The following is a 23,265-nucleotide window of genomic DNA, read 5'->3' as shown; positions in this document are numbered from 1 at the left end:
CGGGCTGCTGCCCTGGTGCTCCGTTGCCGACGACCCCTGGTTCCGCCTACGTGAGAGCGGCCGACGGGGTCGTCGGCCGGCTAAACACGTGATAGCGGCGGGTCATGGAGGAGATACTACCGAATCCGCCGGTGAGGACGCGGCGGCCCGCCCCCTGCGGGGCGGCGTCGCCCCGCGTGTGGGGGGCAGCGTACCCCTCCTCCTCGCACGCGCGTGGGGCGGCCTCGCCTGTCGGCGCGGGCCGCCCCACGGTGCTTCGGGCCGGGTGGACCGGCCGACGGCTCAGCTCTGCCGGGCCTCGGCCTCGGGAATCCTGACCTGGACCATGAGGGCGGTGGCCTCGGCGGTGACCTCGCCGTGGGCGCGGATCCGTCCGGAGACGAAGACCTTGCGGCCCTCGACCCGGTCCACCTCCGCGGTGACCTCCAGCGGGGTGAACAGCGGCGTGGGCTGTCGGTAGTTCACCTCCAGCTTGGCGGTGAGCCCCGGGATGGTCTCGACGGCGGAGACGCTGCCGACGGCCTGGTCGAGCAGGGCCGCGATCCAGCCGCCGTGCACGAGCCCGGGCGGTCCCTGGTAGACGGTGTTGAGGGTGACCTCGCCGCGCAGGCCCTCCGGGGTGCGCTCCAGCAGGAGCGGCGGGGCGGCGGGGTTGGTGTCTCCCGAGACGATGTTGGTGATGGTGCCGTACTCGACGTCTCCGCTCTGGAGGTCGCGCTGGACCATGGTGCCGATCTGGCGGCGGGCGACGTTGAGCCTGGCGGTGATGCCCTCGACGGTCGCCGCGGCCTCGGCCAGGGTGTCGGTGTCGACCTCGGTGTTGGCGACGGCGTCGACGAGATCGTGGACGCGGGCCACGAGGGAGCGCAGCTCGGCGGGGATCTGGGCCTGGTCGACCACCGGGAGGCCGAAGGCGCGGGGGTCGGGGCGCTCGGCTACCGGCTGCGTGTTGACCGTCATGTGTTCCTCGTCGGATCGGGGTGTGCACGGGCGGCTGGGGGCACCACCGTCGAACCGAATCCTACTCGGCCGTATTCCGGCGGGGCTGGGCCGGGCGGTGCGCTCCCTGTCACACGGCACGGAGACGGACGGCACGCGCGGCGGCGTCAGTCCAGCTCACGCACCATGTGCAGGTGCGGAATCCCCGCGTCCAGGAACTCCTCGCCGTGGGCCGCGTAGCCCAGCCGCGCGTAGAAGCCCAGCGCGTGGGTCTGGGCGTGCAACTCCACCTTGGCCAGACCGTGTTCGCGGGCCCGCTCCTCCACCGCGCGCACGAGCGCGGCGCCGGTCCCGGTGCCGCGCCCCTTGGGAAGGACGGCCAGGCGGCCGAGGAGGCCCACGCCTCCGCCGAGGTCCACTAGGCGGACCGTGCCCACGGGGACGCCGCCGTCCAAGGCGAGGAGGTGGTCGGCGGTGGCGTCGCGCGCGTCCCACTCCTCCTCCAGGGGCACCTGCTGCTCGGCGACGAACACGGCTCCCCGGATGACGAACACTGCGGCGCGGTCGCGCTCGTCCCGCGCCAGGCGGATCTCGGTCGTAGTCATGCAGGCAGATTAGTCCCGTGACGGGGTGAAACACGCATCGTGGGTGCCGTTCCCCGGCTGGCGCGGACCTGCGGTCGGCTCCTCCGGTGCCCGCATCGCCCCCGGCGCCAGAGCCGTGGCACCGCCCGCCCCGTGTCCGGCGTCAGCGCCCAAGCCCGCGGCGGCGTTCCCGGCCCCGCCCGCGCCAGGTCCGTGGCGGCGTCCGCGCAGCGCACTGCCTAACCTGGAGCGATGGGCATGCCCGGAGACGTTCACCCCCGCATCGAGGACCCGCACGCGGAGCGGGCGCGTTACTGGCGCTTCTCCGGGCTGCCCGAGACCGAACTGCTCACCGCCCGCTTCGTCACCACGGCCTTCACCCGCCACACACACCCCACCTACACGATCGGGGTGATCACCGGCGGCATCGAGGAGTACACGCACGAGCGGGGGCGCGCCCGTGTGGGGCCGGGCGGGTTGGCGGTGGTCGGCCCGGGGGAGGTGCACACCGGCCACGCCGGAATCCCCGAGGGCTGGAGCTACCGCGTCTTCTACCCCCCGCCCGAGGTGGTGGCCGACATCGCCCGCGAACTGGGCATCCGCGGAACCCCGGCGTTCACCGAGTCCGGCATCCACGCGCCCGAGGCCGCCCGGGTACTGGCCACCGCGCACGTGGCCGCCGAGAACGGCGACCGCCTTACCGCCTCGTCACTGGCCAGGCAGGGTCTGGGGATGCTGCTGCGCTCCCACGGCCGCGAACGGGCGGCCGGACCGGTAGGACACGCGGCCCGCCCCGAGGTGGAGCGGGCACGGCGGATCCTGGCCGGGCGCCTGGTGGACCCGCCGACGCTGGAGGAGCTGGCGGCCGGACTGGGTATCGGCCCGTTCGCGCTGTCGCGGGCCTTCCGCGCCGTCCACGGCCTGCCGCCGCACGCCTATCTCAACCAGTTGCGGGTGGACCGGGCCCGGACGCTGCTGGCCTCGGGCCGCCGGGCGGGCGAGGTCGCGGTGGAGGTGGGGTTCGCCGACCAGCCGCACCTGACCCGCCACTTCAAGCGCCGCCTGGGGGTCCCTCCGGCGGCCTACCAGCGCGCCCTGCTGTCCACCTGAGCCGCTGGCGGATCGGCCCCGGGGAATCCGTGGAGCCGGGGCGGCGGTCTCCGATCAATCCCCTCTCGCCGGATCGGTTCCGGTCGCCCCGTCGCCCTTCTTCCCCCTGGCGGCCGGGGCCCTTCGGCCGCCGAGCGCGGGCGGCGGCGGGCGGTCGGCGGCGGGCGGCGGCCCGGCAAGAACGTTCAAGACAACGCGGGGGCGGCCTTCCTAGCGTGGGGCGCGTGAAATCCTTCTCCGTCCTCCGTACACCCGCGGTGCGCGACAGCGTGGGGATCGGCGTCGCCGTGGGCGCCGCCGGTCTGGCGTTCGGCACCGCCGCCGTGGCGGCCGGGCTGTCCCCGGCGCAGTCCGTCTTCATGAGCCTGTTCATGTTCACCGGAGCCTCCCAGTTCGCCTTGGTGGGGGTGATCGCCGGTGGCGGCAGCCTGGTCGCCGGGGCGGCGGGCGCGCTGCTCCTGGGCGCCCGCAACACCCTGTACGGGCTGCGCCTGGCGGACGTGCTGGGCTGGCGGGGCGCGCGGCGGGCGCTGGCCGCGCACGGGGTGATAGACGAGACCACCGCCGTGACGCTGGCCCAGCCGGACCGCGCTTCGGCGCGCACGGCGTTCGCGACGACCTACGCCGTGCTGGGCGGCTCCTGGGTCGCGGCGACCCTGGCCGGGGCGCTGGCCACCGAGCGCGTGGGCGACATCAGCGCGTTCGGGCTCGACGCGGTGGGTCCGGCGGTCTTCCTGGGGCTGCTGTGGCCCCGGCTGCGGGAGGGCGGCGCCCGCACGTGGTTGACCGCGGGCCTGGGCGCGGGCCTGGCCCTGACGGCCACCCCGTTCCTGCCCTCGGGCGTCCCGGTGCTGCTGGCCGCCTCGGCCGCGCTCGTGGCGCTGATCGGCCCGGCTGCCGGGGAGAGCGGTCCGGCCGTGCCCGGCGAGGAAGGCGACCGGCGGCCCGGGGCCGAGCCCGGGGAGGCCCGGTCATGACCCTGTGGATCGTGCTCGCCGCCACCGCCGCGGGGTGCTACCTGCTCAAGTACGCGGGTCTGGCCGCTCCTCGGCGGCTCCTGGACAACCCGTGGCTGCGGCGGTTCGCCACCGCCGTACCGCTCGCCCTGCTCGCCGCGCTGATCGCGGTGGAGGCGCTGCGCGGCGAGGGCCAAACCCTGGTGTGGGACCCGGCGCGGATGGGCGGCCTGGGCGCCGCCGTCCTGGCCCTGGTCATGCGCGCGCCCTTCCTCGTCGTGATCGTCGCCGCCGCGGCCGTTACGGCGGGCCTGCGCGCCCTCGGCGTCGGCTGAGCGACCCGGGGAAGTTGTCCACATCCCCTACCGGAGGGCGCCGCGCTGCGGTTTCCTGGAGGCGAGGAGGTGATGGGACGTGGGACGGCGTACCCACCGATGACGGGGCCTTCCCCGTTCGCCCGTGCGGCGCCGGAGCCGCCCCGGCGCGGGTGCCGACCGGCCGCGCCGCCACGACCGTCCCCGTACACGGCGGGCGGGGAGTGCAAGTTCCCCGCCCCCTGGGAAGGAAGCCCAAGACCCCGCTCGGGCGCCGGACAGCGGCGACCCGGGACGGCGGCCTCCGGGTGGCAGCACCCGGAACGCCACGGAGCCCACGAGGCTCGAAGCGGCAGCGGCCGGTCACCACCGACCGCACGCGCCCGGACGTGCCAGGCCAGGTCTGGACCCGCCCGGACGCGCCGAGTGGACCTTGCGACGATGGAAGGACCCCGCCCCCATGGCCACAGGCGCAGCACAACGCCCCAGCCCGCCCACCGACACCGCCGCGCACGCGGTGGTGGGGGTGCTGGCCGCGGCCGGGATCAGACGGTGCTACACCGTCCCCGGTGAGAGCTTCCTGGAGCTCGCCGACGCGATCGACCAGCACCCGCGCATGCGGCTGGTCTCAACCCGGCACGAGAACGGCGCCGGGTTCATGGCCGAGGCCGAGGCCAAGCTCACCGGCGTCCCCGCCGTGGCCGCGGCCACCCGGGGGCCGGGAGCGTCCAACCTGGCGGTGGGCGTGCACACCGCCATGCAGGACTCGACACCGATGATCGTGTTCCTCGGACAGGCCGAGACCGAGCACCTGGGCAGAGAGGCCTTCCAGGAGGTGGACCTCACAGCGTTCTACGCGCCCATCACCAAGTGGTCGACCACCGTGCACCGGGCCGACCGGCTCGCGGAGGTCACCGCCAAGGCGGTCCGCGTCGCCACCACCGGCAGGCCCGGCCCGGTCGCCATCGCGGTGCCCGGCGACCTGTTCGGCCAGCGCGTGGGCCCCCAGGACCCGCCCGGGCCGCCCGTGGTCCCGCGCCCGGTCCTGGGCACCGGGGCGAGGGACCGGCTGGCGACCTGGCTGGCCAGGGCGGTGCGCCCGGTGATCGTCGCGGGCGGCGGCGCCCGCGCGGCCCGGGAGGACCTGATCCGGGTCGCCGAACGCTTCAACACGGGCGTGTACGCCGCCTGGCGTCGCCAGGACGTGTTCCCCAACGACCACCCGCTGTACCTGGGCCACCTCGGGCTGGGCTGTTCTCCACCGGTGCTCAACGCCCTGGCGGAGGCCGACGCGGTCCTCGTGGTCGGCTGCCGGATGAGCGAGACCACCACACAGGGGTACCGGCTGCCCGAACGCGGCGGGCGCGTCCGGGTCGCGCAGATCGACATCGATCCGGGGCAGCTCGGGGCCGGTACCGACCTGTGGTTCGGTGCGGTCGCCGACGCCGGGGAGGCGCTGCGCGAACTCGCCGGGGCACCGGTCCAGGCACCCTACCGCGACTGGAGCTCGGCCCGCCGGGTGTGGGTGGACACCGCGACGGTGCCGCCCGAGGCCGCCGGGCACACCGGTTCCCGCCTGCACCCGTGGGCGGTGGTCGCGGGGATGCGCGCGGCCCTGCCCGAGGACGCGCTGATCACCAACGACGCGGGCAACTTCGCCTCCTTCCTGCACCGGGGCTGGTGGTTCCGGCATCCGCGCACCCAGCTTGCGCCGACCAGCGGAGCCATGGGCTACGCCGTGCCCGCCGCGGTGGCGGCCAAGATCGCCGCCCCGGACCGGACGGTGGTAGCGGTGGCCGGAGACGGCGGCGCCCTGATGACCGGGCAGGAGCTGGAGACCGCGGTGCGGATGGACGCGCCGGTCACCGTGGTGGTGTTCCAGAACGGGCTGTACGGCACGATCGCCATGCACCAGGCCCGTGAGCTGGGGCGGATCGCCGGAACCCGGATCAGCGGGCCGCTGGACCTGGCCGGGTACGCGCGGTCACTGGGGGCCAGGGGTGCGACAGCGCACACGCGCGAGGAGTTGGAGAAGGCACTGGCGGAGGCGGTGGGAGCGGACCTGCCCACCCTGGTCGACGTGCGGACGGACCCGGAGGTGATCAGCCCGGGCGCCACCCTGTCGGGCCTGCTGAACGGTTGAGCCGGTACCGCCGCACGGCTGGAGGCCGCCGCCCCGCGGGTCCGCCCGGGCCTTCGGACCGGCGGTCACCACCGCTCCCACGAACCGATGACTGGCATTGGCCGCGGGCGACCGGAGCTCGGGCAGCCTCCCGGGCGCTCGGGCGAAGACTCGCGGGCCCGCCCCCGGCGTGCACGGTTGCACGGGCGCCGTACCGGCCGTACCGCGCGCGGTACGGCGCCCGTGCCCCTCCTCGGACCCGAACCGCTCCGAAAAGGGGGGCCCAGAGCTCAGGCGGTGTAAGCGGCGGCGGCCTCGCGCAGGGCGCGCACGGTGGCACGGATACCCGGACGGCGGGAGGCGTCGGTGCGCCAGAACACGTACACCTGGCGCACCAGCGCGGGCTGCACGGGCACCACCCGCACCCCCTCCGGCAGGGGTCCGCATCCCAGGCGGGGCATGACGGCGGCGCCGATCCCGGCGGCGATGAGCGCCAGCTTGGTCTGGTGCTCCTCCACATTGTGGATGACGTTGGGTTCGCCGCCGTGCGCCCGGATCAGGCCGTGCAGCCAGTCGTCGCAGATCGACCCGCGCGACCAGCTGATCCAGGGCAGGTCGAGGATCTCCTCGGGGGCGAGGATCTCGCGGTGGGCCAGGGGGTGGTCGGCGGGCAGGGCGATGTCGCCCACGTCCTCCATGAGCGGGGCGCGGCTCATGCCGCTGGGCAGGTTCAGCGGCGCCCCGATCCAGTCGACGACCATGGCCAGGTCGGCGTCCCCGCGGGCCATGGCGGGCACGCTCTCGTGCGGCTCCTCCTCGTGCAGCTCCACGCGCAGGCCTGGGTGGGCCTCGCGCAGGGAGGACAGAGCGTGCGGTAGGAGGCCGCGGACGGCGGTGGGGGTGGCGGACAGGCGCAGGTGTCCGGTGACGTCGTCGCGGTGCGCTTCCAAGTCGGCCTCGGCTCGCCGCACCATGGACAGGATCCTGGCGGTGTGCTCGACCAGGAGTTCGGCGGCGTCGGTGAGGCGCACGCCCCGGCCGTTGCGTTCGACGAGGGGCTGTCCGACCTCGCGTTCGAGTTTGGTGAGCTGCTGGGAGACGGCCGAGTTGGTGACGTGGAGGGCTTCGGCGGCGGCGCTGAGGGAGCCGTGGGCCGCGATGGTGTGCAGGACCCGGAGTCGGTCGACGCTGAGCATGTAAGCAAGCCTAAGGGCTGACTTAAGAAATACGAAGTAGACCTAACATATCGTTCGGGGATAGAAACGTTCCATGTCCGCTGCCTCCGCTGTCTCCCCCGTGTCCGCCCCGCCCGGCAGCCCGCACCGGGCGCTCTCCGGCTGGCGGGCCAAGTTCGTCCTGCTCTCCCTGATCTGGGGCATGAGCTTCCTGTTCATCAAGATCGGTGCCGAGGTGCTCTCCCCCGTGCAGCTCACGCTCGGACGGATGGCCACCGGAGCGCTGCCCCTGCTCGCCGTCCTACTGCTGCGGGGCGGCCGACTGCCGCGCTCGCCCCGCCTGTGGGGGCACATGTTCGTGGCGGCGCTGCTGCTCAACACCGTCCCCTTCACCCTGTTCGGGTTCGCCGCCCAGCTCATCCCGTCCGCGCTCATGGGTATCGTGAACGCCTCGACGCCCCTGTTCGGCGTGGTGTTCTCGATGCTGCTGCTCTCCGACGAGCGGCCCGACCGCGACCGGGTCCTGGGCCTGGGCATCGGCTTCCTGGGCGTGCTCACCGTCTTCGGGGTGTGGAGATCGCTGGGCGAGGTGGCCGTCAGCGACGGAGACGCCGTGCTGGGAATGCTGTTCGTGGTGGGCGCCACCGTCTGCTACGGAATCGGCACGCCCTACCTGCGCAGGTTCGTGGCGGGCAGCTCACACGGCGCCCTGGAGCTGAGCACCCTGCAACTGCTGCTGGGCTCGGTGCCGCTGGTGGTCATGGTTCCGCTGTTCACCGAGGTGCCCACGGGGGTGACGTGGCAGGTGGTGGCGGCGGTGAGCACCCTGGGCGTCTTCGGCACCGGTGTGGCCTACATCCTCCAGTACGCGGTGGTGCGCGAGGCAGGGGCGACGGTGGCGACCACGGTCACCTACGTGGCGCCGGTGGTGGCGATCGCCGCCGGGGTAGTGCTGCTTGGCGAGACCCTGAGCTGGAACCAGCCGCTGGGCGCGGTGGTCATCATTCTGGGCGCCGCCCTGTGCCAGGGCGTGATCCGCACCCGGTACGTGACCCCGCCCTCGCGGAGGAGGTGACCGGAGTTCTCTCGTGCTGGAGCGGCGGCCCGGGCCGGGCCGCCGTCCACAGCTCCGAAAAGACCCTGGCCGGGGCCGCCGCCCCGTGCCAGACTGGGAACCGGGGGTGCCGCGCACCCCCTGGGGGTGGGTCTTCCCCCCGATTCCAGTGTCCTTCGGCGCGCGCACGCACGGCAAGGCCCGATCCGCGCCTGTGCACGGACCGGGCCGGGGCACCGGGACCGGCGGCCCGGCCCGGAGGCGGGTCAGTCCTCGCGCAGCGTTTCGACCGCGGCGGCGAGGTCGTCCGGGTAGGGGCTGGAGAACTCCACCGGTCGGTGCTCGGTGGGGTGGTCGAAGCCCAGGCGCACCGCGTGCAGCCACTGGCGGCGCACGCCCAGCCGCTCGGCCAGGGTCGGGTCGGCGCCGTAGAGCATGTCGCCCACGCACGGGTGGCGCAGCGCCGACATGTGCACCCGGATCTGGTGGGTGCGCCCGGTCTCCAGCTTGATCTCCAGCAGGCTCGCGGCCCGGAAGGCCTCCTGCGTGTCGTAGTGGGTCACCGACGGGCGCCCGCCTGCGACCACGGCCCAGCGGCCGTCACCCGCCGGGTGGCGGTCGATCGGTGCGTCCACGGTGCCCCGGAGCGGATCCGGGTGCCCTTGGACGAGCGTGTGGTAGTGCTTGTCCACGGTGCGCTCCTTGAACGCCCGCTTGAGCACGCTGTAGGCGGTCTCGCTCTTGGCGACCACCATCAGGCCGGTGGTGTTGGCGTCCAGCCGGTGCACGATGCCCTGGCGCTCGGCGGCGCCGCTGGTGGCCACCTGCACCCCCGAGGCCAGAAGGCCCTCCAGGACGCTGGGGCCGGTCCAGCCCACGGTCGGGTGGGCGACCACTCCGACCGGCTTGTCCACCACGATGATGTCGGTGTCCTCGTGCACGATCCGCATGCCCGGCACGGCCTCGGGGCGTGGCACGGGGGCGGTGGGCGGCGGCGGGAGGGCGACCTCCAGCCAGGCCCCCGCGCTGACGCGATCGGACTTGCCCGCCTCGGAGCCGTCGACCAGGACACCGCCTCCACCGATGATCTCGGCGGCGCGGGTACGGGACAGGCCGAACATGCGGGCGATGGCCGAGTCGAGCCGGTCGCCCTCCAGCCCGTCGGGCACGGGCAGGCTTCGGACGTCGCTCACTGGTCCCTCCCTCCGCTTCTGTCGTCTCCGGCGGGACCGGTCTCACCGGCGCCTCCGGCGTTCTCACCGCTCCCGGCCTCGGCCGGGCCCTTCTCGGCGTCGCGGCCGTCCTCGACGAAGGTCCCGTCCAGGTTGAGTCCCTTGAAGGTCAGCGCCACCACCAGGCAGGCGCCCACCACCACGCAGGAGTCGGCGATGTTGAAGACCGGGAAGGTCCCGACACTGATGAAGTCGACGACCGCGCCGTGGAAGGGGGCCGGCTCTCGGAAGAAGCGGTCCACCAGGTTCCCGGCGGCGCCGCCCATCATCAGTCCGAGCGTCGCACCCCACCACACGCTGCGCACGCGCAGACCCATGTAGCCGATGGCGAGGACCACGATGCTGGCGATGCAGGTGAACACCCACGTGAAGTCGGTGCCCATGGAGAAGGCGGCGCCCGTGTTGAACACCAGGGTGAACTGGACGAAGTCGCCGATGACGTCGAGGTACTCGCCCTCGGCGAAGGTCGCCAGGACCCACTCCTTGGTGAGGAAGTCGACGCCGATCGCGGCGAGCGCGACGAGCAGCAGGAGAAGGTACCTGCGCGGACGCGCGCCCGTCTTGTCGGTCGTGGTCATGTTCCTGTCCCCGGAGGGCTCTACCTCAGTCAGCGACGCTCCTCGCGCTGTTTGCAGGTAACGCACAGGGTCGCGCGCGGGAAGGCCTGAAGGCGCGCCTTCCCGATGGCCTGCCCGCATGAGCCGCAGACCCCGTAGGTCCCCGCGTCCATCCGTTCGATCGCCCGCTCGCCCTCGGCGAGCAGGTCACGAGTATTGTAGGCCAACGCCAGATCCTGTTCGCGCTGGAAGGCCCTGGCCCCGGCGTCCGCGCTGTCGTCCCCGGCCCCCTCCACGGGGTCCTCCAGCAGCTCGGTGAACTCGGCCTCGACCTCCCCGAGCTCCCGCTTCGCCGCGGCGGCGTCCTCCTCCAGTCGCGCGCGGACAGCGGCTACCTCTTGCACCGTCCAGGGGTCCTCCCCCGGCAGGACCGGCAGCCGGGCGGCGTCGGTGGCCTTCATCGCAATCCCCTCCAGACGGCTCGGCACCGGTCCAGGAGTCCGCCGGAGCGCGGACTCTCCCCCTGTGCGGTACCGCGAGTGGTGCGAAGCCTAGGCAATCCGCCCGGACAAGGCAAAGATCCGGGGTGGCGCGCCCTCCGCCCGTACAAGGCTCCGACCTGCCCGAACACTCCCGGCACGGGGTACGGGCGTCGTTCGTCCCGGGGGTGGGGAGCCCGCGCGGCCGCGCACCGACAGGCTCCGCTCAGACCCCCCGCCGGTAGCGCAGGCGGGGCAGGACCGCGCCGTTGAGGGGCCCCTCCTCGGTGACCGCCCCGTCGGCCTCCCAGCCGTGCGCCGTGTAGAAGCGCCGGGCGCGCGGGTTGTCCCGGAGCACCCACAGGACGGCCTCGGTGTACCCCGCCCCGGCGACGGCACGGTGCGCGTCGGCGATCAGCAGCCGGTTGACCCCGCTCCCCCACACCTCGGGGACGGAGAAGAAGGCCTCCACCTCGCACGACCCGGCGGTCCCGCACGGCGCCTCCCCTACGGGGGCGAAGCAGGCGAAGGCCACCGCCCCCGCGCGGTCCTCGGCGAGCAGCAGCCCGGCTCCCGGCCGGGCGGCTCCGGCGATCCAGTCCGACCACCGGGCTCCACGCCCCACGGTGTCCATGGCGTCGAGGTAGTCCTGCGGGACGATGCCCGGGTAGGCGGCCCGCCAGGAACGGACCTCCACGTCGGCGACGGCCGGACCGTCCTCGGGCAGGGCTTCGCGTATCAGCACGGGGAGCATTCTCGCGCTTCCCCCGGTCCGTGCCCAACCGGTTTCCCGGCCGGCCCGCGCCCCGTCCGTCCCGCTCACACGCCGGGCCGGGGCGCCGCGCCTCACTCCGCGAACGCGAAACCGCCGTAGTCCTCGGCCAGGGCCGCCAGGTGGGGCTCGTCGAACACCGCCGGACCGCCGTGCGGCCCGGTGTGCACCTCGATCACCCAGTCGACGTCCTCGGCGTCGTCCTCGCCCGCGAGCATGTCGCGGTGCACCAGGCACGGCTCGTACCCCTGCTCCAGGAGCTGGTCGGCCAGCTCCTCGGCGTCCTCGCGGTCCGCCATCGTCACCAGCACGGCGCCCCGGACGTCCTCAGCCACGGCGGCCCTCCCCCGAACGAGCGGCGGGTCCCTCCCCGCTGCGTTATCCTGACCTCAGGTGTCGATGGGGACGAGTAGCGCTGACCCCGACCGGACGCGCAACAGCCTAGAACGGCTGGACCGTCCAAGCGACCCGGGGGCGGTGCGAGCCCGGGGGCACGACCAGCGCGAAGATCACCCCGGAGCCGCCGGAGGAACGGACGCGCCGCGTCCCAGTAGAACCGGCACAGCGCAACGAAGAGGGATCCGCCGCCCGCCGCCCAGCGGCACGGCCGCGGTCCAAGGAGGGTGGTACCGCGGGGCAGCACGCCTCGTCCCTCCGTCAGGAACACACCTGATGGAAAGGTACGAAGGTGGCCAACGACCCCCGGCCCGAATCCCGCGCGCTGCCCCAGCTGCCCGCGCAGATCGACCTGCCCGCCATGGAGCGCGAGATCCTCGGCCGCTGGTCGAAGGAGAACGTATTCCAGCGCTCGCTCGACCAGACCCGCGGCGGCCCCAACTGGGTCTTCTACGAGGGCCCGCCCACCGCGAACGGCCAGCCCGGCGTGCACCACGTCGAGGCCCGCGCCTTCAAGGACGTCTTCCCGCGCTTTCGCACCATGCGCGGCTACCACGTGGACCGCAAGGCGGGCTGGGACTGCCACGGCCTGCCCGTCGAGGTCGCCGTGGAGAAGGAACTGGGCCTGTCCGGCAAGAAGGACATCGAGTCCTTCGGCATCGCCGAGTTCAACGACCGCTGCCGCGAGTCCGTCCTGCGCAACGTGGACGCCTTCACCTCCATGACCGAGCGCATGGGCTACTGGGTGAACATGGACGACGCCTACCGCACCATGGACCCCCAGTACGTGGAGTCGGTCTGGTGGGCGCTCAAGCAGATCTGGGACAAGGGGCTGCTGGTCCGCGACTACCGGATCAGCCCCTACTGCCCGCGCTGCGGCACCACGCTGTCCGACCACGAGCTCGCCCAGGGGTACGAGACCGTCACCGACCCGTCGGTGTACGTGCGCTTCCCGGTGACCTCGGGTCCGCTGGCCGCCGCTGAGCACCCCACCTCGCTGCTGGTGTGGACGACCACCCCCTGGACGCTGGTCTCCAACACCGCCGTGGCCGTGCACCCGGACGTGGAGTACGTGGTCGCCACCGACGGCCAGGAGCGCCTGGTGGTGGCGCGCCCGCTGTTCGAGAAGGTCCTGGGCGAGGGCTGGGAGCTCACCGGCGAGAGCTTCGAGGGCGACGAGATGGAGCGCTGGGCCTACGAGCGCCCCTTCGACCTGGTGCCCTTCGACGAGCCCGCCCACTACGTCGTGCTCGCCGACTACGTCACGGTCGAGGACGGCACCGGCCTGGTGCACCAGTCGCCCGCCTTCGGCGCCGACGACATGGTGGTGTGCCGCGCCTACGGCCTGCCCGTGGTCAACCCGGTCCGCCCCGACGGCACCTTCGAGGCCGACCTGCCGCTGGTGGGCGGGGCGTTCTTCAAGGAGGCCGACAAGACGCTGGTGCGCGACCTGCGCGACCGGGGCCTGCTCTTCCGCCACGTCAGCTACGAGCACTCCTACCCGCACTGCTGGCGCTGCCACACTGCGCTGCTGTACTACGCGGTGCCGTCCTGGTACATCCGCACCACCGCGGTCAAGGACGAGCTCATCGCGCAGAACCAGGCCACCCACTGGGTGCCCGAGAACGTCAAGGAGGGCCGCTTCGGCGAGTGGCTGCGCGGCAACGTCGACTGGGCCCTCTCGCGCAACCGCTACTGGGGCACCCCGCTGCCGATCTGGGAGTTCCCCGACGGGCGCCAGATCTGCGTGGGCTCCCTGGAGGAGCTGGGCCGCCTCAGCGGGCGGGACCTGTCCTCACTGGACCCGCACCGCCCCTACGTCGACGACGTCGTCATCCCCGACCCGGACGCCGACCCCTCCCTGCCCGAGGAGGAGCGGGTGGCCCGCCGCGTCCCCGAGGTCATCGACGCATGGTTCGACTCCGGATCCATGCCCTTCGCCCAGTGGGGCGCCCCGCACCAGAACGAGGAGACCTTCCGGGAGAACTTCCCGGCGCAGTACATCTCCGAGGCCATCGACCAGACCCGCGGCTGGTTCTACTCGCTGCTGGCGGTGAGCACCCTGGTGTTCGGCCGCAACTCGTTCGAGAACGTGGTCGTACTCGGCCACATCCTCGCCGAGGACGGCCGCAAGATGAGCAAGCACCTGGGCAACGTCATGGAGCCCATCGCGGTGATGGACCAGCACGGCGCGGACGCCCTGCGCTGGTTCATGCTGGCCAGCGGATCGCCGTGGACCGCCCGCCGGGTGGGCCACGCCGCCCTAGAGGAGATCGTCCGCAAGGTACTGCTGACCTACCACAGCACCGTGTCGTTCTTCACCCTGTACGCCAACGCAGGTGAGGGCTGGGACCACGCGCTGCTGGACTCGGCGCCCGCGCCGCAGGACCGGCCGCTGCTGGACCGGTGGCTGCTCTCGGAGCTGAACGAGGTCGTCCGCGACGTCACCGGGGCGATGGACACCTTCGACACCACGAGCGCCGGGCGCCGTCTGACCGCGTTCGTGGACGACGTGTCCAACTGGTACGTGCGCCGCTCCCGCCGCCGGTTCTGGGGCGGGGCCGCCACCCCCGAGGGCGCCTCGGCGTTCGCGACGCTCTTCGAGGCGTTGGAGACCGTCACCCTGCTGATGGCGCCGATCGTGCCGTTCCTGACCGACCACGTGTGGTCGGCGCTGCGCCGCCCGGGCGCCCCGGACTCGGTGCACCTGGCGCCCTGGCCCGAGGTGCGCGAGGACCTGATCGACCCCGTGCTGTCCCGGAACATGGCGCTGACCCGCCGTCTGGTGGAGCTGGGCCGCTCCGCCCGGGTGGACTCGGCCGTGCGCACCCGCCAGCCGCTGGCCCGCGCGCTGGTGGGCGCCCCAGGTTTCGCGGACCTGCCCGAGCAGCTGCGCGGACAGATCGCGGACGAGCTGAACGTGGCCTCCCTGGACTCGCTGTCCTCGGTGGACGGCGACCTTGTGGACTTCACCGTGAAGCCGAACTTCCGTGCGCTGGGCAAGCGGTTCGCCAAGCGCACCCCGCTGGTGGCCAAGGCCGTGCAGGCCGCCGACCCGGCCGAACTGGTGCGGCAGGTGCGCACCACCGGCTGGGCGCGGGTGCACGTCGAGGACGAGCCGGTGGAGGTGAGCGCCGACGAACTGCTGGTGACCGAGCAGCCCCGCGAGGGCTGGGCCGTGGCCTCGGAGTCCGGTGAGACCGTCGCCCTGGATCTGGAGCTGACGCCGGAGCTGCGCCGCGCGGGCCTTGCCCGCGAGATGGTCCGGATGCTCCAGGAGGCCCGGAAGCGGAGCGGGCTGGAGGTGTCGGACCGCATCGAGGTGTGGTGGACGGTCACGGACGAGGCGACCGAGCTGGCGCTGGCCGAGCACGGTCGGACGATCGCCGCCGAGGTGCTGGCCGACGTGTTCGTCGCCGGTGAGCCGGGCCGGGAGCTGCACACCGCGGTTTCGGAGGAGTTCGGTGTGACCTTCGGGTTCCGCAAGGCCTGACCTGAGGCGGTGGCCGAAGCGGCCCGGTCCGTCCGCTGACGGCGGACGGACCGGGCCGCTCCCGTTCCGAGGCGGCGGGCGCGCGCCGCGGTGACCGCCGCGTGTCCGGTAACCGGTACGCACCGGACCCGGCAGTAAACGCGCGGGGGCGCCGCTCGGGTGAGCGGCGCCCCCGTCGGGTCTCAGCGCCTGGTGTCGGCTTCGTCGTCGCCGGAGGCGCGGTCGGCGGTGTCCCGGGCCCCGTCCTCGTCCGGACCGTCCTCGGCACCGTCGGCGGGGCGGTCCGCAGGGGCGACGGAGCCGTCCTCCGCAGCGGCCTCCTGGTCGGACCGGGTGTCCTCGACCAGTGTCCCGTCCTCCTCATCGGCGCCGAGGGGGATGCGGTAGGAGAAGGCCCCGTTGTCCCCGCGCCCGTCGGAGCCGTCGTCGGCGTCCTCGGTCCGGTCGGCGTCCGCGGCGGCCTCGTCGCGGCTCCGGGCGCCGTCCGCCGCCTCGCCGGTCCAGGCGTCGTCGCGATCGCCGCCGGGGGTGTGCTCCTCCTCCGGGTCGGAGTCCGCGGAGACCCCCGGGAGGGCGTCCGTCCGCGGGCCGGAGGCGTGTCCGTCCTCCGGTTCCGGCTCCGTGGAGGCCACCGGAAGGGCGACCGTCTCCGGGTCCTCACCCTCCGACGCGGGTCCGGCCGGTCCCTGCTCCGGGGCGTACGGCCGAGGTTCGTCCTCTGCGTGCTGCGCGTCGGCGGCGGGGTCGGAGCCCCCGTCCGGTTCCTCCAGCCGCTCCGCGTCGTGCGCCCCCGGGCTCTGCGAAGCGCCATCGTGGTCAACGGCGGGCACGGAGGCCTCGTCAGGCTCAGGAGCCCCGTCAGCCCCGGTGGTGGCCGTGTCCTCGCCGGGCTCAGCGGCGTCGCGCTCCCCCGCGTCACGCTTCTCGGGGTCGTCCGTGGCGGGCGCGTCTTCGACGTCCTCTTCCAGCGCGTCCCACGCAGCACGGGAGTCGTCACCGTATGAGGGGTCGTCCTCGGCGGTGGACACGCTGGGAATGTCGTAGGCGAAGACCCCGGTCTCCTCCTCGTCGGGACGGTCCCCCTCGTCGCCGTCGTCCGCGAAGGCGTCCTCCTCGGCGGTCTCCTGCGTGTCCGGCCGGCCGGGGGTGTCGTAGGAGAACGAGGCACTGTCCGAGGCGTCGGCCTCCTGACCTTCGTCCTCGTCGCCGTCCCGGCCCCCGTTCCCGGGAACGTCGTGGGCCAAGGGGGACGCGTCCCGGGCACCGCCCGCGGAGCCGTCGTCCCCGCCTTGGGGGAAGCTCTCCTCCACGGCCTGCGCCGGGCGGGGGATGCTGTAGACGAAGGGCTCCTCGGCGGCGAACACAGAGCCGCCGCGCTCCCGGCCGCCGTCCTCGTCGGGGGCGTCTTCCTCTCCGGACGGGGAGCGGTCCTCGGCGGAGGAACCCTCATCGGCCGGGGGCACGCGGCCGGGAATGTCATAGGTGAAGGCGGAAGCGGAGGCGGCCGCGGTGCGCTCGCCGGTGTCACCCGTGTCGGGTCCGTCCTCGGCGGCAGTACCGCTCGGCTCGTCCCACTCCGCCTTCGCGGCGGTGTCGGCGGTGTCGGTTCCGCTCTCCCAGGGCGCCGGGGCGCGGAGCTGCGGCTCCTGCTCGGAGGACGTCCAGGAGGGGCTCGGCCCGGCGGGGGGAGCGGAGGGGGCGGCGTCGTGCGCGGCCGTGTCCGGTTCCGCCCAGTCGTGGGCCGTGGGGGTCTGCCAGCGGGGGACGTCGTACTCGGGTTCTCCGTGACCGGAGTCCTCCGCGGTCGGAGCCGGCCAGGCGGGCCGTTCCGGGACACGGGGATCCCGCACCGGCTCGGGGGCCGGTGCGGGTACGCGCCCAGGGTTCTCCGACTCCACGTGCGCGATGGGCACCGCCGATGCCGCCGTGGCGGCCATGACGGGGACGGACGCCTTCCCCAAACCGTCCGTCCGTTCCGGTCTGCCCCCGCCGCCGGACCTTCCCTGGAGCAGCGCCCCCAGTAGGAGGAGGACGCTGACGCCCGCCAGTCCCAGTGCGACGTACACCAGGACGGTCTCGGCGAACACCAGGGCGGCCACGATGACGGCGATGGCCGTCAGCACCGCCACGGTTGCGAGGATGCTAAGGATCACGGGTCGACCAGGACCTTTACACGTGTTGTGCCGGAGTCTTCAGTTGTTCGAGCAGACGCCCCGCTGATCAGCGGCGCTCGTGCGGCTCGCCCGGGTGGAACCCGCCGTGCTGGGCCGGCTCGGGCTGCCCGAACGGGTTGCCTGTGGGGCCGTGCTGGAGCGAGGGCGTCGCGCCGGTCTGCGGAGCCATGGTCTGGAAGCCGCCCGTGGTGTTCGGGTTGTTCAGCTCCTGGGCCTTCTCCTCCTCGCTCTTGAGCTCGCGCAGCTGGCGCTCGAAGTAGTCCTTGAGGCGGCTGCGGTACTCGCGCTCGAAGTCCTTGAGCACGTTGACCTTGTGCTCCAACTCCTCGCGCTGCTGGACGAGGCTGCCCATGACCTGGCGGTGGCGCTCCTGCGCGTCGCGGTCGAGGTTCTCGGAACGGGCGCGGGCCTCACCGATGATCTGGTCGGCCTGGCGGCGGGCCTTGCCGAGGATGTCCTCGGACTCGTGGCGGGCGCGGCCGAGGGTCTCGTCGGCCTCGCGGCGGGCGTCGGAGATCGCCTGGTCGGCGGTCTGCTGCGCGAGGGCCAGAACACGGGCGGCCGTGTCCATGTTCTCCTCGCCACCCATGCCCATGCCGGGGCCGGCCATCTGCATCTGCTGCTGCTGGACCGGGGGCTGGGGCTCGACGGCCTGCGGGGGCTGAACCGGCTCGGGGCGCATCTGCTCGTGCTGCTGGGGTTCGGGGGCCTGGTCCTGCTGCTGGAAGTCCTGCATGCCGGCGTTGGGCACCTTGCCCCGCAGGCACTCGGCCAGCTTGCCGCGCAGTTCCTCGTTCTCCTGGATCAGGCGGTCGAGTTCGGACTCGACCTCGTCGAGAAAGGCGTCGACCTCTTCTTCGTCGTATCCCGGTCGGAGCCGGGTGGTACTGAACTGCTTGTTCCGCACATCGGCGGGTGTCAGCGGCATGTTCGTCTCCTTGGCGCGCTTGGAGTCTGTCCGTAGGGACGCTACATGATCGTGACCTTACGGCAATCCAGATCATGACCAAGACCACATAGCGGAATCCGGGGCGGTTCCCTTCCGCCTACGTCTACTCTCCTGCTAGGCGAAGCTCCCGAGCAGTGCGATCAAGATGTACACGCCGAAGAAGAGCACCAGGACGCTCAGGTCGAGCGCGATGCTCCCCAGACGTACGGGCTTGATGAACCGACGCAGGAACCTCAGTGGCGGGTCGGTGATCGTGTACACGATCTCGGCGATCACGAGCACGAACCCCGTGGGGCGCCACGATCTGGAGAAGGACTGCACCATCTCCAGGATCACCCTGGCCAGCAGCACGAAGACAAACAGCTGCAGGATGATGATCAGCACGGACAGGACGGTACTCACGGTCGTTCCTCGACCCAATCTCTGGACAAATGTGACGTTCTAGCTCTGATTGAAGAACCCTCGCTCGGCGATCCGCGCCTTGTCCTCGGCGGTCACCTCGACGTTGGCCGGGGACAGCAGGAACACCTTGTTGGTGACGCGTTCGATACTGCCATGCAGACCGAAGATCAGACCAGCCGCGAAGTCGACCAGACGCTTGGCGTCGCTGTCGACCATCTCTGTCAGGTTCATGATCACCGGTGTACCCTCTCGGAAGTGCTCTCCGATGGTACGCGCCTCGTTGTAGGTACGCGGATGGAGCGTGGTGATCCGCGCGAGGTCGGCGGTGGAGGCGGTCGCGGTCGTGCCGCCGCGACCTGAGCCCAGGTAACCGCCGGTGTCCATCACGTCGCCTCGCGCTTCCTCGCCGGGCGGGGCGTCAGCGTCGCGTTCACGCTGTTCCTCCACCACCTCGTCGAAATCGTCGAACTCATCATATTCGTCCGCATAGCGGTGATCGTAACGGTCGTCCTCCACGAGGCCGAGGTAGACCGCCATCTTGCGCATCGCGCCGGCCATCTCATGTCCTCCGTCGTCCCCGCGGCCTTCACCGCAGCCGACTCCTTCGCACTGTCCCGTCCGCTCTCGGGGAGAGCGCCCATTCGGGCGAACTCCACAGACGGGTTCCAAGGTCTATGTGGGGACATTACCCCACGATCGGTCCCCGGTTGCCGAGCAACGCCGTACCGAGTCGCAGGTGTGTCGCGCCTCGCTCGACCGCCGCCTCCAAGTCCCCGCTCATGCCCGCGGACACCACCGTCGCCCGAGGATAGCGATCGCGGATGCGGGCCGCGACCTCCTGGAGACGCGCGAAGGCGGCCGAGGGATCGCCCTCGCGGGGGGCGACCGCCATGACCCCGCCCAGCGCGAGCGCCTCGTGCTCCTCGATCCGCGCTGCGAGTTCGAGCGCGTCCCCGGGGTCGACGCCCCCGCGCGGACCGATCACCCCGGCTCGCGAGTCCTCGTCGAGGTTGACCTGGACGAGGCAGGTCAGGACCCGTCCGGCCGCGGCGGCGCGCTCGCCCAGCGCCCGGGCCAACCTGGCGCGGTCCACCGAGTGCACGACGTCGGCGTAGGAGGCCACCGACCGCGCCTTGTTGGTCTGCAACTGGCCAACGAAGTGCCAGGTCAGGCCGAGGTCGGCGGTCTCGGCGGCCTTGGGCGCCGCCTCCTGGTCGCGGTTCTCTCCCACGTCCGTCACTCCGAGTGAGGCGAGAATCCGCACATCGGAGGCCGGGTGTGTCTTGGTGACGGCGACCAGCGACACCTCGTCCGGGCTGCGGCCGGCCCTGGCGCAGGCCGCCTCGATCCGGGCCCGCGCGGCGGCGAGGTTGGCGCGGACCTGCTCGACGCGAGCCGGGTCTGCGTGTGTCACGGTGCTCCTTCTTTCCCTGGGACGGATCCCACTCGCTGTCCTTCCTACACCCCCCTCGCCCCGTGTGCCCCGGACCCCGGGGACACCGGGCCCGTCGGGGGCCGCGCGCGAGGCGGTAGCCGGGAGCGGGGCCGACCGGGGGTCGCAGGGGCACCGCGCACGCCGAGGAAGGGGGAAACCGGGCTGCCCGGGTGGTTCCACGCCACCATCCTGGTGGCCGGGTGCGACGTTCAGACGCGCCAGAGGAAGGCGGCGAACCTGCCGGTCGGCGCCTGACCGCGGTGGGAGAACAGTTCGGGGCTCTCCAGGGTGCAGCGGCCGTCGGCCCGGACGTCGGTGACGCCCGCCCGGCGCAGCTGGGCGGTGACCGCGGCGCGCATGTCCACTCCGGCGGTGCCCCGGGTCGTGGTGCAGGCGGCCTCGGGGGCCCCGCGCGCGGTCTCGTCGCGCACGTGGGGCGGGACCTCGTAGCACCCGCCGCAGATGGCGGGGCCGAGGAAGACGGTGATCCGGTCGGCGCGGGCGCCCTGGTCGGCCATCGCCGCGACCAGGTTGGCGGCCACGCCGTTCGCGGTGCCCAGCCGGCCGGAGTGCGCTGCGCCCAGGACGCCCGCCTCGGCGTCGGCTGCCAGGACCGGCAGGCAGTCGGCGGCCATCGAGGCCAGGACCAGGTCGGATCGGGTGGTGACCACCCCGTCGCAGGTGCCCGCGCCCCCGGGGCCGGCGGCCACGAGGACGTCGGCGCTGTGCACCTGGTTCATCCACACGACCCGGTCTGCGTCGAATCCCAGGTCGCGGGCGGCGGTCTTGCGGTTGGCGAGCACCGCCTCGCGTTCGTCCCCCGAGCTCAGGCCCATGTTGAGCGAGTCGTAGGGCGGGGCGCTCACTCCCCCGTGCCGTTCGGTGACGGCGGCGCGGACCCCGTGGCCCAGGTCGATGACGTTGCTCATCCGGTGGTGTTTCCTCCCCGCTCCTGCCGGAGGGGGACCCCGGGCCGCGTCGCCCGGAGGGCGTTCGGGGCCGGTGGCCGGTACCGGCCGCGCTCCGGCGCGGACTCCTCGCGGGATCGGGCCCCGCGGGGCCCGATCAGCCGTCCCCCCGGTCCAGGACACTACCACCGCCCGAACCGCCCCGGACTGGGCGGACACCGCCCCGAAGCGGCGACGACCCCGGCCCTGGGGCCGGGGTCGGAGCTACTTCAGGAACTCCGGCACGTCGAGGTCGTCGGGGTCGTCGAAGATGACCCGGCGCCGTGGCGTGGGCACGTCTCCGCGCCGCTCGGCGGTGGCGTCGGAGACCGCGTGGATGTGACCCGCGTGGCCGCCCTCGCGCGCGGTGGGCTCCTCATCGGCCGGAGCGGTCTCCTCGGCGCGGACCGGCTCGACGGGCTCGGTCTCCGCCTGGAAGGCGGAAGTGCCGTGGGGCGGGGTCTGCTGCGCGGGGGCCGGATCGGCCGGATCGGCCCGGGTGTACTGCTCATGCTGGACGGGCTCGGCCTCGACCGGCTGCTGGACCGGCGGAGCCTGGGTCGCCGGAGGCGTCCACTGCGGCTCCGGGGCGGGCTCGGCCGGACGGGACGGTGTGATCCACGGCATGTTGGCGGCCGACGCCCCGCTCGCGTCCGCGGAGGCGGGCGCCGCCGGAGCGGTCCTCTCCCCCCTGCCGGACGTGATGCCTGCCTTGGGGGCGGCGGCCTCAGGAGGGTCCACCGGCTGGCGCTCCCGCACCACCGGGATCACTCCCTCCGGCTCGTCGAAGCCGGCAGCGATGACGGTGACCCTCACCTCGTCGCCCAGGGCGTCGTCGATGACGGCGCCGAAGATGATGTTGGCCTCGGGCGCCGCCGAGTTCGCGACGAGCTGTGCCGCCTCGTTGATCTCGAAGAGCCCGAGGTCGGAGCCGCCCTGGATGGACAGCAGCACACCGTGGGCCCCGTCGATACTCGCTTCCAGCAGTGGTGAGGAGATCGCCATCTCCGCGGCCGCGACCGCCCGGTCGTCCCCGCGCGCCGACCCGATGCCCATGAGCGCCGATCCCGCCCCGGACATGACCGACTTGACGTCGGCGAAGTCCAGGTTGATCAGTCCCGGCGTGGTGATCAGGTCGGTGATGCCCTGCACACCGGACAGGAGTACCTGGTCGGCGGCCTTGAAGGCGTCCAACACGCTGACCTGGCGGTCGGAGATCGACAGGAGCCGGTCGTTGGGGATCACGATGAGGGTGTCGACCTCCTCGCGGAGCATCGCTATCCCCGACTCGGCCTGGGTGGCCCGCCTCTTGCCCTCGAACCCGAAGGGCCGGGTGACCACGCCGATGGTCAGGGCGCCCAGGGAGCGGGCGATGTTGGCCACGACCGGGGCGCCCCCGGTTCCGGTGCCGCCGCCCTCGCCGGCGGTGACGAAGACCATGTCGGCCCCCTTGAGGACCTCCTCGATCTCCTCCCGGTGGTCCTCGGCGGCCTTGCGGCCGACATCGGGGTTGGCGCCGGCTCCGAGGCCGCGGGTGAGTTCGCGCCCGACGTCCAGCTTGACGTCTGCGTCACTCATCAGCAGCGCCTGGGCGTCAGTGTTGATGGCGATGAACTCGACGCCCTTGAGCCCCTCTTCGATCATTCGGTTGACGGCGTTGACACCGCCGCCGCCGATGCCGACGACTTTGATGACCGCGAGGTAGTTCTGCGGTGCTGCCACGACGAGGGGCCTTTCCGCTCGCTTACGCCGTTCCGCCACCGCTTCCGGTGGCAGCGTGCCACCGGAAGCGCCGTTGGTCCGGCATCCGGTTCTACAGTGTGCGTTTCGGGTTCCCCGACGGGTCGTCCACGACGCCGTGGCCGGGGTACCCCGGAGCGCCGGAACCTCCGTCCACCCGCCCGGGAAGGGCTGGTGCGGTCCGCCGTGAGGCGGAACGGTTCCCGCGTACCCGAAAAGCCTGTTCTGGTGCTTTGTTGACGTTCGGTTGTGTTTCCCGACAGTAAGCGGACCGCCGACCACGGGCAACCGATGACGAGTTCAGCCTAACGGCGCACGACACGAGGAAGCGATGTGCGCCCTCGGCGCGTCGCGTCTGGAATGTCCGCGCGGATTGCCCGGGCGTGCCGCCGGGGTCCCCCGGCCCGCCCGCGCCCGTTCCGCTCGGCGGACCGG

The 23,265-nt window shown here is 72.9% G+C and carries 21 protein-coding genes; 6 read left to right on the top strand and 15 right to left on the bottom strand.

Annotation, left to right across the window (positions count from 1 at the left end; all coding sequences use genetic code 11):
- Positions 1-282: 282 nt before the first annotated feature.
- On the bottom strand, positions 283-960 hold the full coding sequence (locus ABD54_RS10390; protein ID WP_047869242.1) for a PaaI family thioesterase: 678 nt from the start codon (positions 958-960) through the stop codon (positions 283-285).
- A gap of 146 nt (positions 961-1,106) precedes the next feature.
- On the bottom strand, positions 1,107-1,544 hold the full coding sequence (locus ABD54_RS10385) for a GNAT family N-acetyltransferase (RefSeq protein WP_047869241.1): 438 nt from the start codon (positions 1,542-1,544) through the stop codon (positions 1,107-1,109).
- Positions 1,545-1,781: 237 nt separating this feature from the next.
- Here ABD54_RS10385 and ABD54_RS10380 point away from each other — a divergent pair, with 237 nt between their 5' ends.
- The 4 genes from ABD54_RS10380 to ABD54_RS10365 all read left to right on the top strand — a co-directional run bounded on the left by ABD54_RS10380 (position 1,782) and on the right by ABD54_RS10365 (position 6,046).
- Positions 1,782-2,633: an AraC family transcriptional regulator gene (locus tag ABD54_RS10380; RefSeq protein ID WP_047869240.1), complete on the top strand. Its 852-nt coding sequence runs from the start codon at positions 1,782-1,784 to the stop codon at positions 2,631-2,633.
- 224 nt (positions 2,634-2,857) lie between these two features.
- The gene (locus ABD54_RS10375; RefSeq protein ID WP_394324538.1) at positions 2,858-3,610 is read left to right on the top strand and encodes an AzlC family ABC transporter permease; all 753 of its coding nucleotides are present in this window, start codon (positions 2,858-2,860) and stop codon (positions 3,608-3,610) included.
- Positions 3,607-3,924: an AzlD domain-containing protein gene (locus tag ABD54_RS10370; RefSeq protein WP_047869238.1), complete on the top strand. Its 318-nt coding sequence runs from the start codon at positions 3,607-3,609 to the stop codon at positions 3,922-3,924. The genes ABD54_RS10375 and ABD54_RS10370 overlap by 4 nt, the downstream gene beginning before the upstream one ends.
- 439 nt (positions 3,925-4,363) lie before the next feature.
- A complete protein-coding gene (locus tag ABD54_RS10365) occupies positions 4,364-6,046 on the top strand; it encodes a thiamine pyrophosphate-dependent enzyme (RefSeq protein WP_047869237.1) in 1,683 nt (560 codons plus the stop codon).
- A gap of 269 nt (positions 6,047-6,315) precedes the next feature.
- Here the strand turns inward: ABD54_RS10365 and ABD54_RS10360 are convergent, their stop codons facing one another.
- Positions 6,316-7,221, bottom strand: a complete 906-nt coding sequence (locus tag ABD54_RS10360; RefSeq protein WP_047869236.1) for a LysR family transcriptional regulator — start codon at positions 7,219-7,221, stop codon at positions 6,316-6,318.
- Between the two features lie 73 nt (positions 7,222-7,294).
- Between ABD54_RS10360 and ABD54_RS10355 the strand changes: the two genes are divergently transcribed.
- Positions 7,295-8,275 (top strand): DMT family transporter, encoded by a 981-nt coding sequence (locus ABD54_RS10355; protein ID WP_047869235.1) that lies wholly within the window; start codon positions 7,295-7,297, stop codon positions 8,273-8,275.
- 245 nt (positions 8,276-8,520) lie between these two features.
- Here ABD54_RS10355 and ABD54_RS10350 read toward each other — a convergent pair whose 3' ends face one another.
- The 5 genes from ABD54_RS10350 to ABD54_RS10330 all read right to left on the bottom strand — a co-directional run bounded on the left by ABD54_RS10350 (position 8,521) and on the right by ABD54_RS10330 (position 11,629).
- Positions 8,521-9,447, bottom strand: a complete 927-nt coding sequence (locus tag ABD54_RS10350) for an RluA family pseudouridine synthase (RefSeq protein ID WP_047869234.1) — start codon at positions 9,445-9,447, stop codon at positions 8,521-8,523.
- Positions 9,444-10,064 (bottom strand): signal peptidase II, encoded by a 621-nt coding sequence (gene lspA, locus ABD54_RS10345; RefSeq protein WP_047869233.1) that lies wholly within the window; start codon positions 10,062-10,064, stop codon positions 9,444-9,446. The genes ABD54_RS10350 and lspA overlap by 4 nt, the downstream gene beginning before the upstream one ends.
- 29 nt (positions 10,065-10,093) lie before the next feature.
- Entirely contained in the window at positions 10,094-10,504 is a 411-nt protein-coding gene (locus tag ABD54_RS10340; RefSeq protein ID WP_047869250.1) for a TraR/DksA C4-type zinc finger protein, read from the bottom strand.
- Between the two features lie 244 nt (positions 10,505-10,748).
- Entirely contained in the window at positions 10,749-11,267 is a 519-nt protein-coding gene (locus ABD54_RS10335; protein ID WP_047869249.1) for a GNAT family N-acetyltransferase, read from the bottom strand.
- A 101-nt stretch (positions 11,268-11,368) separates the two neighbouring features.
- The gene (locus ABD54_RS10330; protein ID WP_013151959.1) at positions 11,369-11,629 is read right to left on the bottom strand and encodes a hypothetical protein; all 261 of its coding nucleotides are present in this window, start codon (positions 11,627-11,629) and stop codon (positions 11,369-11,371) included.
- Between the two features lie 353 nt (positions 11,630-11,982).
- Here ABD54_RS10330 and ileS point away from each other — a divergent pair, with 353 nt between their 5' ends.
- Complete coding sequence (gene ileS / locus ABD54_RS10325; RefSeq protein ID WP_047869232.1) at positions 11,983-15,183, top strand: isoleucine--tRNA ligase; 3,201 nt, start codon at positions 11,983-11,985, stop codon at positions 15,181-15,183.
- Positions 15,184-15,365: 182 nt separating this feature from the next.
- Here the strand turns inward: ileS and ABD54_RS10320 are convergent, their stop codons facing one another.
- The 7 genes from ABD54_RS10320 to ftsZ all read right to left on the bottom strand — a co-directional run bounded on the left by ABD54_RS10320 (position 15,366) and on the right by ftsZ (position 22,812).
- Positions 15,366-17,312 (bottom strand): AAA family ATPase, encoded by a 1,947-nt coding sequence (locus ABD54_RS10320; protein ID WP_235432026.1) that lies wholly within the window; start codon positions 17,310-17,312, stop codon positions 15,366-15,368.
- A gap of 91 nt (positions 17,313-17,403) precedes the next feature.
- Entirely contained in the window at positions 17,404-18,285 is an 882-nt protein-coding gene (locus ABD54_RS10315) for a DivIVA domain-containing protein (protein WP_047869230.1), read from the bottom strand.
- Between the two features lie 135 nt (positions 18,286-18,420).
- On the bottom strand, positions 18,421-18,708 hold the full coding sequence (locus ABD54_RS10310) for a YggT family protein (protein ID WP_013151955.1): 288 nt from the start codon (positions 18,706-18,708) through the stop codon (positions 18,421-18,423).
- A 39-nt stretch (positions 18,709-18,747) separates the two neighbouring features.
- Complete coding sequence (locus ABD54_RS10305; protein WP_047869229.1) at positions 18,748-19,266, bottom strand: cell division protein SepF; 519 nt, start codon at positions 19,264-19,266, stop codon at positions 18,748-18,750.
- 127 nt (positions 19,267-19,393) lie between these two features.
- On the bottom strand, positions 19,394-20,122 hold the full coding sequence (locus ABD54_RS10300) for a YggS family pyridoxal phosphate-dependent enzyme (RefSeq protein ID WP_047869228.1): 729 nt from the start codon (positions 20,120-20,122) through the stop codon (positions 19,394-19,396).
- Positions 20,123-20,352: 230 nt separating this feature from the next.
- A complete protein-coding gene (pgeF, locus tag ABD54_RS10295) occupies positions 20,353-21,072 on the bottom strand; it encodes a peptidoglycan editing factor PgeF (RefSeq protein ID WP_047869227.1) in 720 nt (239 codons plus the stop codon).
- A gap of 243 nt (positions 21,073-21,315) precedes the next feature.
- The gene (gene ftsZ, locus ABD54_RS10290; protein WP_047869226.1) at positions 21,316-22,812 is read right to left on the bottom strand and encodes a cell division protein FtsZ; all 1,497 of its coding nucleotides are present in this window, start codon (positions 22,810-22,812) and stop codon (positions 21,316-21,318) included.
- Positions 22,813-23,265: the final 453 nt, after the last annotated feature.

It is taken from the genome of Nocardiopsis sp. RV163 (genome assembly GCF_001029525.1).
GTDB lineage: Bacteria > Actinomycetota > Actinomycetes > Streptosporangiales > Streptosporangiaceae > Nocardiopsis > Nocardiopsis dassonvillei.
This window is presented reverse-complemented; position numbering and strand designations above follow the sequence as displayed.

Bases quoted from the DNA above. Each gene is read 5' to 3' on its own strand.
- ABD54_RS10390 (WP_047869242.1), bottom strand. From the start codon at position 960: ATGACGGTCAACACGCAGCCGGTAGCCGAGCGCCCCGACCCCCGCGCC.
- ABD54_RS10385 (WP_047869241.1), bottom strand. From the start codon at position 1,544: ATGACTACGACCGAGATCCGCCTGGCGCGGGACGAGCGCGACCGCGCC.
- ABD54_RS10380 (WP_047869240.1), top strand. From the start codon at position 1,782: ATGCCCGGAGACGTTCACCCCCGCATCGAGGACCCGCACGCGGAGCGG.
- ABD54_RS10370 (WP_047869238.1), top strand. From the start codon at position 3,607: ATGACCCTGTGGATCGTGCTCGCCGCCACCGCCGCGGGGTGCTACCTG.
- ABD54_RS10365 (WP_047869237.1), top strand. From the start codon at position 4,364: ATGGCCACAGGCGCAGCACAACGCCCCAGCCCGCCCACCGACACCGCC.
- ABD54_RS10360 (WP_047869236.1), bottom strand. From the start codon at position 7,221: ATGCTCAGCGTCGACCGACTCCGGGTCCTGCACACCATCGCGGCCCAC.
- ABD54_RS10355 (WP_047869235.1), top strand. From the start codon at position 7,295: ATGTCCGCTGCCTCCGCTGTCTCCCCCGTGTCCGCCCCGCCCGGCAGC.
- lspA (WP_047869233.1), bottom strand. From the start codon at position 10,064: ATGACCACGACCGACAAGACGGGCGCGCGTCCGCGCAGGTACCTTCTC.
- ABD54_RS10340 (WP_047869250.1), bottom strand. From the start codon at position 10,504: ATGAAGGCCACCGACGCCGCCCGGCTGCCGGTCCTGCCGGGGGAGGAC.
- ABD54_RS10315 (WP_047869230.1), bottom strand. From the start codon at position 18,285: ATGCCGCTGACACCCGCCGATGTGCGGAACAAGCAGTTCAGTACCACC.
- ABD54_RS10305 (WP_047869229.1), bottom strand. From the start codon at position 19,266: ATGGCCGGCGCGATGCGCAAGATGGCGGTCTACCTCGGCCTCGTGGAG.
- pgeF (WP_047869227.1), bottom strand. From the start codon at position 21,072: ATGAGCAACGTCATCGACCTGGGCCACGGGGTCCGCGCCGCCGTCACC.